This window comes from Acinetobacter sp. CIP-A165 (assembly GCF_000367985.1).
Taxonomy (GTDB): domain Bacteria; phylum Pseudomonadota; class Gammaproteobacteria; order Pseudomonadales; family Moraxellaceae; genus Acinetobacter.
The window spans coordinates 587,730-602,161 of record NZ_KB849202.1; the positions used below are offsets into that span (position 1 = coordinate 587,730).

Consider the following 14,432-nt stretch of genomic DNA (forward strand, 5'->3'; position numbering starts at 1 on the left):
TGCTAAATATGTTGTTTGAATTTACAACATATTTTGTTAAAAAATTCGGTTAAACTAATTGCGATGTTTTTAGTGAGCCGAGCATGCGCAATTTACAACCAAGCAGAATAAAGGGCAGGGACATTCCACCTGAATTAAAAAAATGGTTGTATGCATCGGGTTCACTCACTCAACAGCTCACTGACCTTGGCGCAGGAGAGTTTCGTGTTGAACGAATTAAAGAGCATTATCAGCGTTTATCATTTGTTGATAGTCAGTGGATGAATATGCCACACACCCATATTGCATGGGTTCGTGAAACTTATCTATACGGTTCAGAACAGCAGGCTTGGGTGAAAGCAAAAAGTATTTTTCCAATTTTAAGTCTGCAAAAAAAAGCACGATTATTTAAACATATTGGAAATAAACCGATTGGTTGGTTTTTATTTCAACGAACAAATCCAGCTTATGAACGCCGTGTAATTCATCTTGCTGATGGTTGGACGCGACAAAGTTGTTATACGTGGCATGGGTGTAAATTTATCGTACAGGAAACATTTTTGCCCGCATTTGAACAGTTTATTCGACAGCATTGACTCTAAGGATCAACATGGAAACAGTGCAACAAACAACATGGCGACAGCGTTTAGCTGCATATTATTATTTATGTCGTTTTGATAAGCCGATTGGCACAGAGCTGGTATTTTGGCCCACGATGTGGGCTTTGTGGATTGCATCAAAAGGCATTCCTGATTTAAAAATATTATTAGTGATGTCACTGGGTGTGCTGTTTATGCGGGCAGCGGGCTGTGCGATCAACGATTTTGCAGATCGTAAAGTAGATGCACATGTTGAGCGAACTAAAACACGTCCTTTAGCCACTGGGGTGATTCGAGCGCGGGAAGCCGTGTTTGTATTTTTAGGGCTGGTGGCAGCAAGTGCTTGTCTTTTATTTTTCTTGCCGATTGAAACCTTCTATTGGTCATTTGGAGCGTTATTTCTCGCTTTCATCTATCCTTTTATGAAGCGCTATACCCATTTACCTCAGGTGTTCTTGGGTGCTGCATTTTCTTGGTCAATTCCAATGGCATATACCGCTGTTGGACAGACACCTGATTTAATTTGCTGGCTTTTGTATTTTGGAAATTTGGCTTGGACCGTGGCTTATGATACTCAATATGCAATTACAGACCGTGAATATGATTTGAAAATTGGTGTGAAATCTACCGCAATTTTATTTGGTCGATTTGATATACAAATTATAGGATCATTGCAACTGTTAAGTTTGGGTTTGATCGGTAGTGCACTTTATTTGGAAGATCTTTTAATTCCATTTGGACTGGCTGCATTATTGGTTGTTGCTGCTGATTTTATTTATCAAGCAGTTAAAACTAAAGATCGGGATCCACAGATTTGTTTTTGGGCATTCCGTCACAATCGCTGGGTTGGAATGATCATTTTTATTGGAATCTTTTTAGAATTCATGATTTAAAAATGACTTATTAGTTGAAAAGTGTCCTATGCAGGGCACTTTTTTTATGCCTTAATAAGGTCGCATGTAGTTTCATGCACACAAAATAAAACAAGGACTAAAAGGATATTTTATGAAACGGTCTAATATTGCTTTTGCAATGACGTTCTCTATTTCTGCATTATTTTTATCAGCATGTAATGATGATAAGGATTCAAATCAAAGAGATAATCAGAAGGACAAATCTTTTGTTTCTGAAACTTCTTATACCTATGAGTCAGAAGGTCTCGGTGATTTAAGCGCTGCTAGTTCAATCAAAGTCATGAACTATAAAATGCCAAATGTACTAGGGAAGACGGTTGAAACTTCTGCTTTAGTATTTTTTCCTAAAATTGCAAAACCAAAAGATGGTTATCGAGTTGTGGTTTGGGCGCATGGAACATTGGGTGGGGCTGATAAATGTGCGCCAACCAATACACCATTAAATCCAAACTTTAAGAATTATACTGCAAAAAGTTTGCTAGAACAGGGCTATGTGATTGTCGCGCCAGATTATGAAGGTTTGGGTGGGGCTGGTGAACATCCTTATTTACATATTCCGAGTGAGGCACGTTCAGCACAGTATGCGGTTAAAGCTGCGAAAGAACATTATGGTCAACTACTGCAAGGTTCATGGATGTCTGTTGGCCAATCACAAGGTGGGCAAGCATCATTGGGGATTGCTGAATATGCAAATAATGATGTGACATTTAAAGGGGCGGTTGCGGGTGCACCAGCATCCAGTCTAGATAAAATTATTTTAGAGGTCGCACCTCAAGCGATTGACCAGTTACCGCAGCCTACAGCAATAGAAACTTATGCGACGTTGTTGTCTTATGCAGCGTTAACAGGCGTGGGGATTACCTCTTATGAGCCGACATTCAACTATCAACGAATGTTTGGAAGTACGAAAGCTAAAGAAATAGCCACTTTGGCGAAAACTGAATGTTTGGGTGAAATTATAGAGGCTTATAAGCTAGATATTCAAAGTTATGTTGCAAATAATCCTACGGCTAAAGTCTCTGAATATCACGGTATTGATGAAGTGGAATTTAAGAATGATGCGACCATTCAAAAATTCTTAACAGATTATAGCCAACCGACGACCAAGAAATTGGATAAACCGATTTTGATTGTGCAGGGTGTATACGATACAAACGTACCTTATGTAATTACACAGGGAATGTATCAGGCCATGTACAACGCTGGGACCGATGTTAAGATTATTCCAATTGATATCGTTCCAAGTGCGGAAAATCCTGTTGTGAATGGATCACATACCGGAGCAATTCTTGCGGCAAATGAGAGTGGCGAGCTAGTACAGTTTATTAAACAAAATATGCCAGCCCAATAGCTCGTTGGTTAGTAAAAGAGCCTCTTTATAGAGGCTCTTTTTTGTTATAGTGTTGCCACTTTAAAAATGTTAATTTTTTGGATCGGCTATGAGTCAAAATGCAGTTGAGAAGAAATCTGTACCTTGGGTATTGATGGGATTGGGATTGTTGATTCCAATTTTTATCGTAGGGATGGCTTTTTTAGCGGCAAAGAGCGATGCAAAAACCAAGAAAGAATATGATCAACAACGCGCAGAAATGGCTAAGAAGTTCGAACAGCAGAAAAATGAGGGACACGCAGTAAAAGCTGAGTGATAACTTTTGATATTGTTGATTTATCGAATATCCATCTGTAACTGCTTTATAGATGGAATTTGAGTATATCGTTGTACTTGATATCCTGCCTCTTGCAACATTTGATCACGTTTCTGGTCTTCTAGTTCTTTTCCGATATGACTTGGATCATCAAGTTCAATAATTGCGACAACTTTCATTTCTTTGTCTAAAACCACAAAATCAGTAACCTTGCGATTGAAGCGGTTGCGAATCTTGTAGTGCTTACTGGTAATCAGTGCGCTAAAGGCTACTTGCGCCAATATATTGTGGTGGGGGAATGCTTGCTGAAGCCTAGAAAACATTTGAGACTCAAATGCAGTGATCACCGGGCGGGCGAAATAATTTTGTTTTAGGAAAAAAGGGCGCAGGTAACTGATCAGTAGCAGTACTGTGCTTATACTACCAATCAGCAAAAAGATGAGTTGCGTTGATTCAGACATATTCTTATCAAAGTGCTAATAAAAAACCCACTGCATATAAATATGAGTGGGTTTTTAGAATCTTGGCTCTCCCACCTGGGCTCGAACCAGGGACCTGCGGATTAACAGTCCGTCGCTCTACCGACTGAGCTATGGGAGAATCTGGATATGTAGATCATGCATATCGGTACTAACGGTCAAGCGAGCCAATAAAAACTTGGCTCTCCCACCTGGGCTCGAACCAGGGACCTGCGGATTAACAGTCCGTCGCTCTACCAACTGAGCTATGGGAGATTAGCTTGGCTCTCCAACCTGGGCTCGAACCAGGGACCTGCGGATTAACAGTCCGTCGCTCTACCGACTGAGCTATTGGAGAATCTGATGCGCATTTTAGGCATGAAATATTGATGCGTCAATAAGAATAGTAAATAAAATGAATCGTTTGCTTGATAAATATTCTTTTAAGATGTTAGTGATAAAAAAACTGCCCTATGCGGGCAGTTTTTAGGCAAGAAATATATGATTATTTCTCAACACCAGCTGGTTGACCTGCAAGTTTTGCATTTGCATAGTCCCAGTTCACTAAGCTTTCTAAGAAAGTAGCGATGTATTTTGGACGTAAGTTACGGAAGTCGATGTAGTAAGCATGCTCCCAAACGTCAATCGTTAATACTGCAATTTGACCGTGAGCAAGTGGAGTATCTGCATTGGCTGTTTTAGTAATTGATAATTTACCATTTACTTCATCAGCAACTAACCACGCCCAACCTGAACCAAATTGAGTTGTTGCAGCAGCAGTAAATTCTTCTGCAAATTTTTCGTAGCTACCAAAAGCTTCTTCGATTTTAGCTGCAATCGCACCAGTTGGTTTACCACCACCATTTGGCTTCATGCTGTTCCAGTAGAACGTGTGGTTCCATACTTGTGCAGCATTGTTAAAGATACCTGCTTTAGATGCATCACCAGCAGACGCTTTGATGATTTCCTCTAAAGTTTTACCTTCAAGGTCAGTACCTTTGATTAAGTTGTTTAAATTAACAACATAAGTATTGTGGTGTTTGTCGTGATGATATTCTAAGGTTTCGCGAGTGATGTGTGGTGCTAAATCATCATAGCCATATGGAAGTGCAGGTAAAGTAATGGTTGTCATGTTTCATTCCTTGCAAATTTGCTGGGTTTTACATTTAGTGCCTTTATTGTAAATGATTCTATGGACAATAGGGCAGTCTTTTAATACACAAAATATGCAAAAAATTTCTTTATGAGACATATACGATACAACAATGATTAGAGTTTTTAGCTCGTTTAGTGAACGTTCCAAAAGACTCTAACCCGTTTTATAGAGATGTTATTCTAAGTTGATCGACCAAGAAAATTACTGAGCTTTAGCTTGTAATGCATCATGATAACGACGGTTCACTTCATCCCAATCTACAACATTGTAAAATGCAGCAATATATTCGGGACGGCGGTTTTGGTATTTTAAATAATATGCATGTTCCCACACGTCTAAGCCCAGAATAGGCGTATTGCCATACATCAATGGTGAGTCTTGATTAGCACTACTTTCTACAATCAGTTTATGTTCAGGGGTGACGCTGAGCCATGCCCAGCCACTACCAAAACGACTAATTGCAGCCTTGGTAAAAGCATCTTTAAAAGCACTAAAACCACCAAGTTGTTGATCAATCGCTTCTGCAACAGGTCCTGTTGGTTGTCCGCCACCTTGTGGGCTTATGACAGTCCAAAATAGTGAGTGATTTGCATGACCTCCTGCATTGTTGATTACCATATTTTTAAGGTTGGCAGGGACGTCATTCACTTTAGCAACCAATTCCTCTACTGAGAATTTTTCCCATTCTGTACCTTCAATTGCACCATTAATATTGTTGATATAGGTCTGATGATGTTTGCTGTGGTGAATTTCCATTGTTTTGGTATCAATATTGGGTTCAAGTGCATCGTAAGCATAAGGTAGCGCTGGTAGAGAATAAGCCATGTGTTTGATTCCTTTTAATCAAAATGATTTTATTGGCATAAATTGAAGCGCTTTCATTATTTGCTCAAAAGCAAATGAGAATCAATATCTTTTGATTTGCTTTTATCTATAGATAAAGAGATAAAAAATAAATTTTATTTATCATTGGTTTTATTAGGAATTGAGTTGGCTTATCAAAGTGGAGGCGTATTCGATTCTTAGCGGATATGAAATCGCTACAAGCTTTGCCAGTTGGAGCAGCTTATGATTTCAATAATTCAAGTTGGACAGTTACTGGTTTAAACCCTTAGAACCAAGATAGAGGGAAGGAGTGAAACGAATTTCACTCCATTCAGAAGTTGAATTGAGTTAAATCGGATTATTTAACTCAAAATACTCTGTTTCGATAGCGAATTGGTGTGCAATCGCTTGTGCTAAACGTTGTACGCCATAACGTTCTGTGGCATGGTGTCCACATGCAAAATAATGGACATCCAGTTCTTTAGCTTGATAAAAAGTACGCTCGCTTACTTCACCTGAGATATAAGCATCACAATTTTCCAAAGCAGCTTTTTCGATAAAGTCTTGAGCCCCGCCTGTACAGAAACCTACTTTTTGGATAGCAGATTTACTACAAGGCAGGTGAAGAATAGAAAAGTCAAAAATTGTTTGTAGCTTTTCTTTGAACTGTTCAGGACTTATCGCATGCTCTAAATAACCAATATTACCAATTGGATATTTTTCGGTTGAGTCTAATGCTTCTAAATTGTGTAAACCGATTAAGTCAGCAATCGCAATATTATTGCCTAGTGTTGGATGAGCGTCTAGAGGTAGATGATAGGCAATCAGTGAAATATTGTTTTGAATGAGTTTTTTGATTCGATTGCCACGCATCCCTGTAATTGGGTAGGGTTCGCCTTTCCAAAAATAGCCATGATGTACCAGTAATGCATCTGCTTGTTGAGCGATTGCTGCATCTATGGCAGTTTCTGATGCGGTTACAGCGCATACTATTTTATTGACTTCGTGCTTACCTTCGATCTGTAAGCCATTCGGTGCGTAATCTTTGAACTCGTTTGTTTTTAAAGTCTGATTACACCATTGCACAATGTCATACAAATTTGCCATGCGATTCCTCAAATGATTTACATTTTACTGTGGTCAATAGAAACATATTTTCTAAGGTAACTAAAGCTAGACAAAAAAATTTTAACTTTTGCGTTGCTTTTAAATAATTTACATTACAATGATGGAAATTTCCTGTTCTTCAACAAATTAACTTATTCATAACATCATTTTCGCCTAGAGGATAATAGACGTGCGCCGTGCATTTACATGGTTACCTTGGGTATTACTCATTGTCGTTATATTTAGTTTTCTGGCTTGGCAGAAATCACATCAGCCGAAACCAACTGTGGCGTCTGATGGTGTCAAAATGCCAGCAGAAAAGGTTGAGCCCTTAGTTGATACAAATCGTATGGGTGGGGTGGTTTCTTATAATGCTGCTGTAAAAGTTGCTGCTCCCGCAGTCGTGAATATTTTTACCACGCAAAAAATAAAACAACCTAATCATCCTTTATTGAATGACCCTGTTTTCCGAGAGTTTTTTGGCAATCAAATTCCTCAACAGCCTAAAAATGAAAATAGTTTAGGTTCGGGGGTGATAGTTCGAGCAGATGGTTATATTTTGACGAACAATCATGTCATCGCTCAGGCAGAACACATCGTTGTTGCGTTATATGATGGGCGTCGTGCTGAAGCCAAAGTGATTGGTACAGATCCAGATACCGATTTGGCTGTAATCAAAATCGAGTTAGATAAACTTCCTGTTTTACCATTTAAACTCAGTGGTAATGAGGTGGGTGATGTTGTACTCGCGATTGGTAACCCATTTGGTGTCGGTCAAACTGTTACCCAAGGCATTATTTCTGCGACTGGTCGTTCTGATTTAGGGATTAACACTTACGAAGATTTCATTCAGACCGATGCTGCGATTAACCCAGGCAACTCTGGTGGAGCTTTAATTGATGTTGCGGGTAATCTTATTGGTGTGAACACTGCGATTTTTTCTCAATCAGGTGGATCGCTTGGTATCGGTTTTGCGATACCTGCAAAAGTTTGTCAGCAAGTTTTGAACTCTATTTTGAAAGATGGTCGTGTGGTACGTGGTTGGTTAGGCATCAGTTTAATTCCAAATAATTTGGATGAAGATGTATTAACAGCAAAACCAAGCGGTGTCTTAGTCGCTGATGTGTTACGTGGTGGCCCAGCTGATCTCGCAGGCGTTAAACGTGGAGATAAAATTGTTCAAGTCAATAATGAACAAATTTCTTCCGCATCGCATTTGATTAACTATGTCGCACTACAGGCGCCAGAAAGTTCGATTGCAGTGGTAGTAGAACGTGATGGGAAACAACAAACCTTAGAGGTTAAAGTTGGTGAGCGTAAAGTTCAGCAAAATGTCCAATCGCAATACATTCCATTACCAAAAGGTCAGCCCTAATCACACTGTGTTTTAAGGTGAGATTGTAAAAGACTGTTTTAAGAACGGTCTTTTATTTTTTCGCAATAAAAAGCGTGTTGATCTACTCGATCAACACGCTTTTGCACTTTTATCGGTTTTTTATTTTTTATTAAATCATTCAAATTTTAAAATTTGATGACAGCTTTACAGCATTATTGACGATAGAAACTAACTGCTTGAATTGGAATTAAAAATATAGTTTTAATATTTATAATCCAGTTGTAACCAAAGTTTGTCAGTGTCGACACCAAAATCTTCAGCTTGGTAGCGCGAAAATTTAGCTAATCCTGATAAGCCTTTGATTGGCAGTGCTTGCGCATAAGAAAGTGCAAACTCTTGTCCATAATCTAATCCTTTTTCATCGCTACGGTAATGATGTAATTCGGTCATCAGTTTTCCTTTGCTGAATATATTAAAACTCGAACTAATATAGGCATCACGCAAACCATTGACTGGCGTATTTAAAAACATATCCGTCCACCCATTAAACTTATGTTTTGTTGCCAAGGGGGTTTGAAATGCAATTTTACCGTTATCGCTGCTTAACACTTCATAACCAACAGCAACTTCGCCAATCGGGGATTTTCCTGATATTTGATAACCGAGTTCGACTGCATAGTAATCAGCATCATATGTTATAGGTTGATCTGCATAATCTTGTTGTTTGGCATATTCGGCGGCATAGCGGAAGTTGTTTTGCTTACCCGTTAGGCGTAGGCCATAGGTTTGGTTTGACCAAGCGTTTAGATTTTCAAAATCAATAAAATAACCATACAGCACAGCATTGAGTTGTGGGCTGTAGTTATATTTGATTTGTGCCAAATGAATTTGACTGTCTTGTTCCCCATCTTGTGCGATCAATGCAATTGGCTTGGGATCTTCACTTCCAAAAATCGTATTTACCTGATCAATATAGGCATAGTACACCTGCAAAGATTGGGTTGGTTTTAGATTTAGACTGACTGCATCATAGCTTTGTTCATTTTGACGCCAACCTACAGAGCCAATCAAACGTTGATTATCTAAATTAATGACTTGGCGGCCTAGGCGAGCATCGAATTTAGGGTTGCTGTAATTTAAATATAATTGGTTGATGTCTAGGTTTTCTGGATCGGGAACGCTACTGTATTTTGTTTCGTTATTCCGTGTGCTATTGAAACGGTCGTTGAGTTCAATGGTTGCTTCACCTTGAGCAAATAAACTTAAACCTTGCCATGTGCCTGTTTGCAGTGCAGGGCGGATACGTAGGGTGGCTGCTTCCGCTTTTTTTAAAGGATTGTCTTGGTCGACCATTTCAAAACGAAGGCGACTATCAAGCGTGAACTTAGTGTTATCGATAAAATCATTGTTTGCAGATGCATTGAATGCGGCAAAACAGCTAAGCGTGAGTAATGACATTGAAATGATTTTCATCATATTTCCCCTAGAATTAAAGATTTGAGTGTGAGAGGTTATAAAGAGGGAGTTAGACGCTGACATCCCTCTCAATTGAGCGTTGAATTAAGTTGCAGCGTTACGTTCAAGTAGCGCTTGTTCAAACAACTCTTTTTCTTTTTCCTTGTGTTCGACTGAGAAGCGAATCAGCACCACACTAAAGGCGGCAACAGTCACGAGACAGCCTAGGATCATGAGACAGGTTTGGATGTCGAGTAGACCTTTTAGTAAGAAACCAGCCGCGACAGCACCGACATTTCCGCCTGCGCCAATGATGCCTGCTACACCACCGAGTGCATCACGGTCGATAAATGGAACCAATGCATAGGTTGCACCACAGGCCATATGTGTAAACAGTGCAAAAACTGTCATAGCGAGTACGGCAAGCATGACGGTATTCATTTGTGAGAAAATGATCAAAAATAGACCTTCGCCTAAGATCAATAAAAATAGTATTCGTGTACGACCATCTAGGCCTTTATTCACAGCCACTTTATCAGAAACAATACCGCCCAATGCACGCGCAAATAACGCCAATAGACCAAAGATTCCCGCTGTGAGTCCTGCTTCTTTTAAGCCCATATTAAAATGGTCAACATAGTACATCGCAGCAATATTATGAATAAAAATCTCGATGCCAAAACATGCAGCATATGCAGTGAACAGTACCCATACACGATAATTACGCGCAGCCTGCATTAAGATTGCAGTACCACCTTTTTTAATATTACCTGCTTCTATACCTTGTTCCCGCAATTCTTTAAAGTTACCTTGTGGGCTATCTTGAGTGAGTTTCCAGTAGAGAATACCGACGATCACCATCATGATCCCCGGTACGAGTAAAGCGATACGCCAGCCCATTGCTTGCTCAACACCAAACATGATGATCGCACCAAGAATTAACGGCATGATCGCCTGAGTTGCACCACCACCCGCATTACCCCAACCCGCAGCGGCTGCATTTGCCGTGCCGACAACATTTGGTGCAAACATGACACTGGTATGGTATTGGGTAATGACGAAGCTTGCCCCAATCGCTCCAATTAATAAGCGAAAGAATAGAAAGGATTCATAGGTATTTGCTGCGGCAACCCCAAAAACAGGAATACTTCCCAGTAAGAGTAGGGCTGTATAAGTGATACGTGGACCATATTTATCGCATAGCGGACCGACAATCAGTCGGATAATGATAGTAATGGCAACGGCTGCAATATTGATATTGGCGATTTGAGATTTGGTTAAATTAAACTCACCAGCAATGACAGGCATCAGCGGAGCGCAGGCAAACCATGCGAAGAAGCAGACAAAGAACGCCAGCCATGTCATGTGAAATGCACGCATTGCAGGAGTAGCAAAGCTAAATAATTTTATTTCAGTGGCTTTTTTTGCATCTAAATTCATTTTTGAAGACATAAACTTCTCCTGAACTGAACGTAATTTTTTGCGAAGCAGAATATCTGCATAAGCAAAGCGAACAGAACGGACATCGTTGGCCGTCGACAAATTTTTGAATCATCTTTGATTCAACATATCAGTCATAATGCAAGGGGCATGCCATAAAAAATAATTAACCAAATGAATAAATTAAGCTATTCATTGCAAAAAAGTATTTTTGTGTACATTCAGGATGCAGACCATTTTTGAAAGATAGGAGCCGAATTGTTCGGTATTGATTTAAAAAATTTGGTTAGACAATCATGATTAGATTGTTTGTAATTGGTGCGCAAATTCTATGCACAGTGGTTTAAAAAGTAGCGTAAATAAAAAAGCAGCCGAAGCTGCTTATCGAAACAAGATGAAAATTAGAAGCGGTAACCGATACCCACATAAGTGATCAGTGGATCAATATCAATTTTGGTGTTGGCGCGGATTAACTCTTTGCCAGTGTTGCGGTCAGTGACATAGATTTTTGCTTCATTGTTCATTTTTGCATAAGAAACCGAGCCGACAGCAAACCAGTTTGGTTTGAAGTCATAAGTTGCGCCTATCGTGACGATCGGTGCGAAAGTATCTGTTGCTTTGAGTTTAACCATTGGATCGGCAGATGATTTTTTGCCATCTAATGCCGCACCCGCTTTATCATCATGAATATTTTGAATCATATGACCTGCCGCAATAAGATCAGATTCAATTGCAGGATTAATTTTTAATGAGTTGAAGTAAGCATACATGACACCAGCCCCTACATAAGGGCGAAATTTATTAACACCTGTTTTACCAAATTGGTAGTGGAGTTCGACTGCTGGTAACCATGCTCGTGCGGAAGCTGCTTTATCGCCCTGAGTTAAATCAGTGATATGAATATCTTGTTTTAGGCCGATAGAACCTAAAGCTGTATCTGCTTTTCCACTTAAAGGAGCATAAATATCTCCTTTACCTTTGATATCGACTTTTGGAGGAATACCTGCTTTGACCTCTAATGACAGATTATCGGTAAAATTGTAATTAAACATGAGGCCAACAGTATCAACATTATCAGCTTCCAAGCCAGTACCTTGACTTTGCCAATTCGAAAGGCCATTTACAGTTGCAGTACCTGTTAACGCTCCTGGTACGGGGTCTAATGGTTGTATTTTGATTGCATCATAAAGAAGTTTGTTGGAGTCGCGATCTGCAGCTGCCAGTACAGCTTTTTTAGAAACTGAACCAACTTTTGATTGGGTTCCTTCAGCAATACTCGTATTTACATTGATTGGATTTGCTGAGCCTTGAGGCATTGCATGTAACCAACCCGCGGAAACAGAGAAACGTTTAAATCCATCACCATCTTTAAGACTAAAATAGGGTGAGTCTGCAAAAGCAAGCGTGGGGAGGGTGCAAAGCCCTGTTATTAAGAAAGGAAATGACTTTTTCATCATCGAGGGACTCCATGTCCAAAAGTTTGTAAGGATTTTTCTTGCGCCCAACATAACTCTTTTTTATGAATAGTGTGTTTAGTTAGATTTTATAATTGTTGTGCTTATGAAATATTTTGTTTTATTTAGATTAATTGATGAAGAAATTGTGGATGTAAAAAAAGCTACCGAAATAGCTTTTTTGAGAGTAATTTAAAGATCAATAATAAATTACATAAAACGAGATAAATCTTCTTCAGGGCGCGCAGTTAAAACCTCAATCCCTGTTTGAGTGACTAAAATCGTATGCTCATATTGAGCAGATAATTTATGGTCTTTGGTTACGACCGTCCATTTATCACCTAATAATTTGGTTTGCCAAACGCCTGCATTCACCATTGGTTCGATCGTAAAGGTCATGCCCGCTTCAAGGCGCATGCCCGTACCTTTTTGACCATAGTGCAACACTTGTGGTTCATCATGGAAGACATTGCCAATACCATGACCACAATATTCACGAACGACGCTGAAGCGTTCAGATTCAACATATTGTTGAATTGCATGACCGACATCGCCAAGATATGAACCGTCCTTAACTGTTGCCATACCACGATACATCGCTTCCTGTGCAACCTTACAAAGGCGATTTGCTAGAATAGAAGTCTCTCCACCAACGATATACATCATATTGGTATCGCCGTGATAGCCATCTTTAATAACAGTCACATCAATATTTAGAATGTCACCATTTTTAAGCGTTTTTGCTTCGGACGGGATACCGTGACAGACCACATGGTTAACCGATGTGCAGATTGTATGTTGGAAAGCAGGGCGACCTGGTGCTGCGCCATAACCCAAACAAGCAGGAATGGCTTGCTGAGCGTTGACAATGTGATCATGACAAATTGTGTCGAGTTCTAGTGTACTCACACCTGCCTTAATAAAAGGCTTAATCATGTCTAAAACTTCAGCTGCCAGTTTCCCTGCAACACGCATTTTTTCAATTTCATCGGGAGTTTTGATTAATCGGCGAGGAGCTGTATAAGTTGTATTCATGATCTCTAAAAACTTTTGGTAATTCGCAAGTGACTATGGTATAAATAGCCGCCTATTTTATCAATTGCTTTTCGTGACTATCTTTCTTAATGGGAGGTATTACGAAACTGTATGGTAAAATAGTCGTACAAAATCCGCACATATATCGTCACATTACTCTGGGTGCCTAGCAATAGGTGGAGAATGCGGATATATGGAGGCCTAACCCAAATCTTAAGGTAAAGAAAATGGCAGATTACAACGTAGGTATGCGCGACCTTCTTCAAGCAGGCGCACACTTTGGTCACCAAACTCGTTTCTGGAACCCAAAAATGCGTCAATACATTTTTGGCGCACGTAACAAAATTCACATCATCAACCTTGAGCATACTGTTCCTGCGTTAAATGATGCATTGAACTTTGTGAACAACCTTGCGAGCAAAAAGAACAAAGTATTATTCGTTGGTACAAAACGAGCTGCTTCTAACATCATCCGTGAACAAGCTCAACGCGCTGGTCAACCATATGTAGATCACCGCTGGTTAGGTGGTATGTTGACGAACTGGAAAACACTTCGCCAATCTATCAACCGTTTAAAAGATCTTCAAACTCAATCTCAAGACGGTACTTTTGCTAAGCTTACTAAACGTGAAGCTTTAGAACGTACTCGTGAGATGGACAAGCTTGAACGTGCTTTAGGCGGCGTTAAAAACATGGGTGGTTTACCTGACGCATTATTTGTAATCGACGTTGATCACGAAGCGATTGCAATCAAAGAAGCGAAAAACTTAGGTATTCCTGTAATCGGTATCGTTGATACAAACTCTAACCCAGACAACGTTGATTACGTTATTCCGGGTAATGATGATGCGATCCGTGCAGTGACTTTGTATGCTTCTGCTATGGCTGATGCGATTCTTGCTGGTAAAGAATATGCTCAATCACAAGCAAATGCACAAGCAAAAGGCGATGACGCTGCTAAAGATGCTTCTGAGGCTTAATGCGTTTTGACGCAAGCTTGTCATTTTTGCGACATGTAATGGTGGCAA

General features: G+C 39.7%; 14 protein-coding genes and 3 tRNA genes. 6 read left to right on the plus strand and 11 right to left on the minus strand.

The genetic code is table 11. From position 1 onward, the window contains the following. The first annotated feature begins 83 nt into the window (after window positions 1-83). The 4 genes from F991_RS08270 (at window position 84) to F991_RS08285 (ending at window position 3,138) form a co-directional block, all read left to right on the plus strand. Window positions 84-575 carry a chorismate--pyruvate lyase family protein gene (locus F991_RS08270; protein ID WP_004670537.1) on the plus strand — a complete coding sequence of 164 codons (492 nt, stop codon included), beginning with the start codon at window positions 84-86 and terminating at the stop codon, window positions 573-575. A 14-nt stretch (window positions 576-589) separates the two neighbouring features. Further along, window positions 590-1,471, plus strand: coding sequence for a 4-hydroxybenzoate octaprenyltransferase (gene ubiA / locus F991_RS08275; protein ID WP_004670538.1), 882 nt, complete (start codon window positions 590-592; stop codon window positions 1,469-1,471). 112 nt (window positions 1,472-1,583) lie between these two features. Beyond that, a complete protein-coding gene (locus F991_RS08280) occupies window positions 1,584-2,843 on the plus strand; it encodes an alpha/beta hydrolase family protein (RefSeq protein ID WP_004670539.1) in 1,260 nt (419 codons plus the stop codon). Between the two features lie 88 nt (window positions 2,844-2,931). Beyond that, the gene (locus F991_RS08285; protein ID WP_004670540.1) at window positions 2,932-3,138 is read left to right on the plus strand and encodes a hypothetical protein; all 207 of its coding nucleotides are present in this window, start codon (window positions 2,932-2,934) and stop codon (window positions 3,136-3,138) included. 20 nt (window positions 3,139-3,158) lie between these two features. On the opposite strand, the gene F991_RS08290 is transcribed toward F991_RS08285, so the two are convergent. The 7 genes from F991_RS08290 to F991_RS08320 form a co-directional block, all read right to left on the minus strand. Then, a complete protein-coding gene (locus F991_RS08290; RefSeq protein ID WP_004670541.1) occupies window positions 3,159-3,599 on the minus strand; it encodes a DUF2726 domain-containing protein in 441 nt (146 codons plus the stop codon). A gap of 63 nt (window positions 3,600-3,662) precedes the next feature. Beyond that, window positions 3,663-3,738: transfer RNA gene (locus tag F991_RS08295), tRNA-Asn, on the minus strand. A 58-nt stretch (window positions 3,739-3,796) separates the two neighbouring features. Then, window positions 3,797-3,872 (minus strand) — tRNA-Asn (locus F991_RS08300). 6 nt (window positions 3,873-3,878) lie between these two features. Next, a tRNA-Asn gene (locus F991_RS08305) sits at window positions 3,879-3,954 on the minus strand. Between the two features lie 147 nt (window positions 3,955-4,101). Continuing rightward, window positions 4,102-4,728, minus strand: coding sequence for a superoxide dismutase (locus tag F991_RS08310; RefSeq protein ID WP_004670542.1), 627 nt, complete (start codon window positions 4,726-4,728; stop codon window positions 4,102-4,104). 225 nt (window positions 4,729-4,953) lie between these two features. Beyond that, window positions 4,954-5,577: a superoxide dismutase gene (locus F991_RS08315; protein ID WP_004670547.1), complete on the minus strand. Its 624-nt coding sequence runs from the start codon at window positions 5,575-5,577 to the stop codon at window positions 4,954-4,956. A gap of 348 nt (window positions 5,578-5,925) precedes the next feature. After that, window positions 5,926-6,684: a Nif3-like dinuclear metal center hexameric protein gene (locus F991_RS08320; protein WP_004670548.1), complete on the minus strand. Its 759-nt coding sequence runs from the start codon at window positions 6,682-6,684 to the stop codon at window positions 5,926-5,928. A gap of 190 nt (window positions 6,685-6,874) precedes the next feature. Between F991_RS08320 and F991_RS08325 the strand changes: the two genes are divergently transcribed. After that, window positions 6,875-8,059: a trypsin-like peptidase domain-containing protein gene (locus F991_RS08325; RefSeq protein WP_004670550.1), complete on the plus strand. Its 1,185-nt coding sequence runs from the start codon at window positions 6,875-6,877 to the stop codon at window positions 8,057-8,059. A gap of 222 nt (window positions 8,060-8,281) precedes the next feature. Here F991_RS08325 and F991_RS08330 read toward each other — a convergent pair whose 3' ends face one another. The 4 genes from F991_RS08330 to map all read right to left on the minus strand — a co-directional run bounded on the left by F991_RS08330 (window position 8,282) and on the right by map (window position 13,404). After that, window positions 8,282-9,493 (minus strand): alginate export family protein, encoded by a 1,212-nt coding sequence (locus tag F991_RS08330; RefSeq protein ID WP_171063428.1) that lies wholly within the window; start codon window positions 9,491-9,493, stop codon window positions 8,282-8,284. Between the two features lie 87 nt (window positions 9,494-9,580). Then, a complete protein-coding gene (locus tag F991_RS08335) occupies window positions 9,581-10,927 on the minus strand; it encodes an MFS transporter (RefSeq protein WP_004670555.1) in 1,347 nt (448 codons plus the stop codon). A 389-nt stretch (window positions 10,928-11,316) separates the two neighbouring features. After that, window positions 11,317-12,372, minus strand: a complete 1,056-nt coding sequence (locus F991_RS08340; protein WP_171063429.1) for an OmpW/AlkL family protein — start codon at window positions 12,370-12,372, stop codon at window positions 11,317-11,319. A gap of 207 nt (window positions 12,373-12,579) precedes the next feature. Beyond that, window positions 12,580-13,404 carry a type I methionyl aminopeptidase gene (map, locus tag F991_RS08345; protein ID WP_004670559.1) on the minus strand — a complete coding sequence of 275 codons (825 nt, stop codon included), beginning with the start codon at window positions 13,402-13,404 and terminating at the stop codon, window positions 12,580-12,582. A 227-nt stretch (window positions 13,405-13,631) separates the two neighbouring features. Here map and rpsB point away from each other — a divergent pair, with 227 nt between their 5' ends. Continuing rightward, window positions 13,632-14,384, plus strand: coding sequence for a 30S ribosomal protein S2 (gene rpsB / locus F991_RS08350; protein ID WP_004670561.1), 753 nt, complete (start codon window positions 13,632-13,634; stop codon window positions 14,382-14,384). The last annotated feature ends 48 nt before the right edge of the window (window positions 14,385-14,432 follow it).

What these genes read in the sequence shown, in the direction of transcription:
- F991_RS08270 (WP_004670537.1), top strand. Translation starts at nt 84, where the DNA reads ATGCGCAATTTACAACCAAGCAGAATAAAGGGCAGGGACATTCCACCT.
- ubiA (WP_004670538.1), top strand. Translation starts at nt 590, where the DNA reads ATGGAAACAGTGCAACAAACAACATGGCGACAGCGTTTAGCTGCATAT.
- F991_RS08280 (WP_004670539.1), top strand. Translation starts at nt 1,584, where the DNA reads ATGAAACGGTCTAATATTGCTTTTGCAATGACGTTCTCTATTTCTGCA.
- F991_RS08285 (WP_004670540.1), top strand. Translation starts at nt 2,932, where the DNA reads ATGAGTCAAAATGCAGTTGAGAAGAAATCTGTACCTTGGGTATTGATG.
- F991_RS08290 (WP_004670541.1), bottom strand. Translation starts at nt 3,599, where the DNA reads ATGTCTGAATCAACGCAACTCATCTTTTTGCTGATTGGTAGTATAAGC.
- F991_RS08310 (WP_004670542.1), bottom strand. Translation starts at nt 4,728, where the DNA reads ATGACAACCATTACTTTACCTGCACTTCCATATGGCTATGATGATTTA.
- F991_RS08315 (WP_004670547.1), bottom strand. Translation starts at nt 5,577, where the DNA reads ATGGCTTATTCTCTACCAGCGCTACCTTATGCTTACGATGCACTTGAA.
- F991_RS08320 (WP_004670548.1), bottom strand. Translation starts at nt 6,684, where the DNA reads ATGGCAAATTTGTATGACATTGTGCAATGGTGTAATCAGACTTTAAAA.
- F991_RS08330 (WP_171063428.1), bottom strand. Translation starts at nt 9,493, where the DNA reads ATGAAAATCATTTCAATGTCATTACTCACGCTTAGCTGTTTTGCCGCA.
- F991_RS08335 (WP_004670555.1), bottom strand. Translation starts at nt 10,927, where the DNA reads ATGTCTTCAAAAATGAATTTAGATGCAAAAAAAGCCACTGAAATAAAA.
- F991_RS08340 (WP_171063429.1), bottom strand. Translation starts at nt 12,372, where the DNA reads ATGATGAAAAAGTCATTTCCTTTCTTAATAACAGGGCTTTGCACCCTC.
- map (WP_004670559.1), bottom strand. Translation starts at nt 13,404, where the DNA reads ATGAATACAACTTATACAGCTCCTCGCCGATTAATCAAAACTCCCGAT.
- rpsB (WP_004670561.1), top strand. Translation starts at nt 13,632, where the DNA reads ATGGCAGATTACAACGTAGGTATGCGCGACCTTCTTCAAGCAGGCGCA.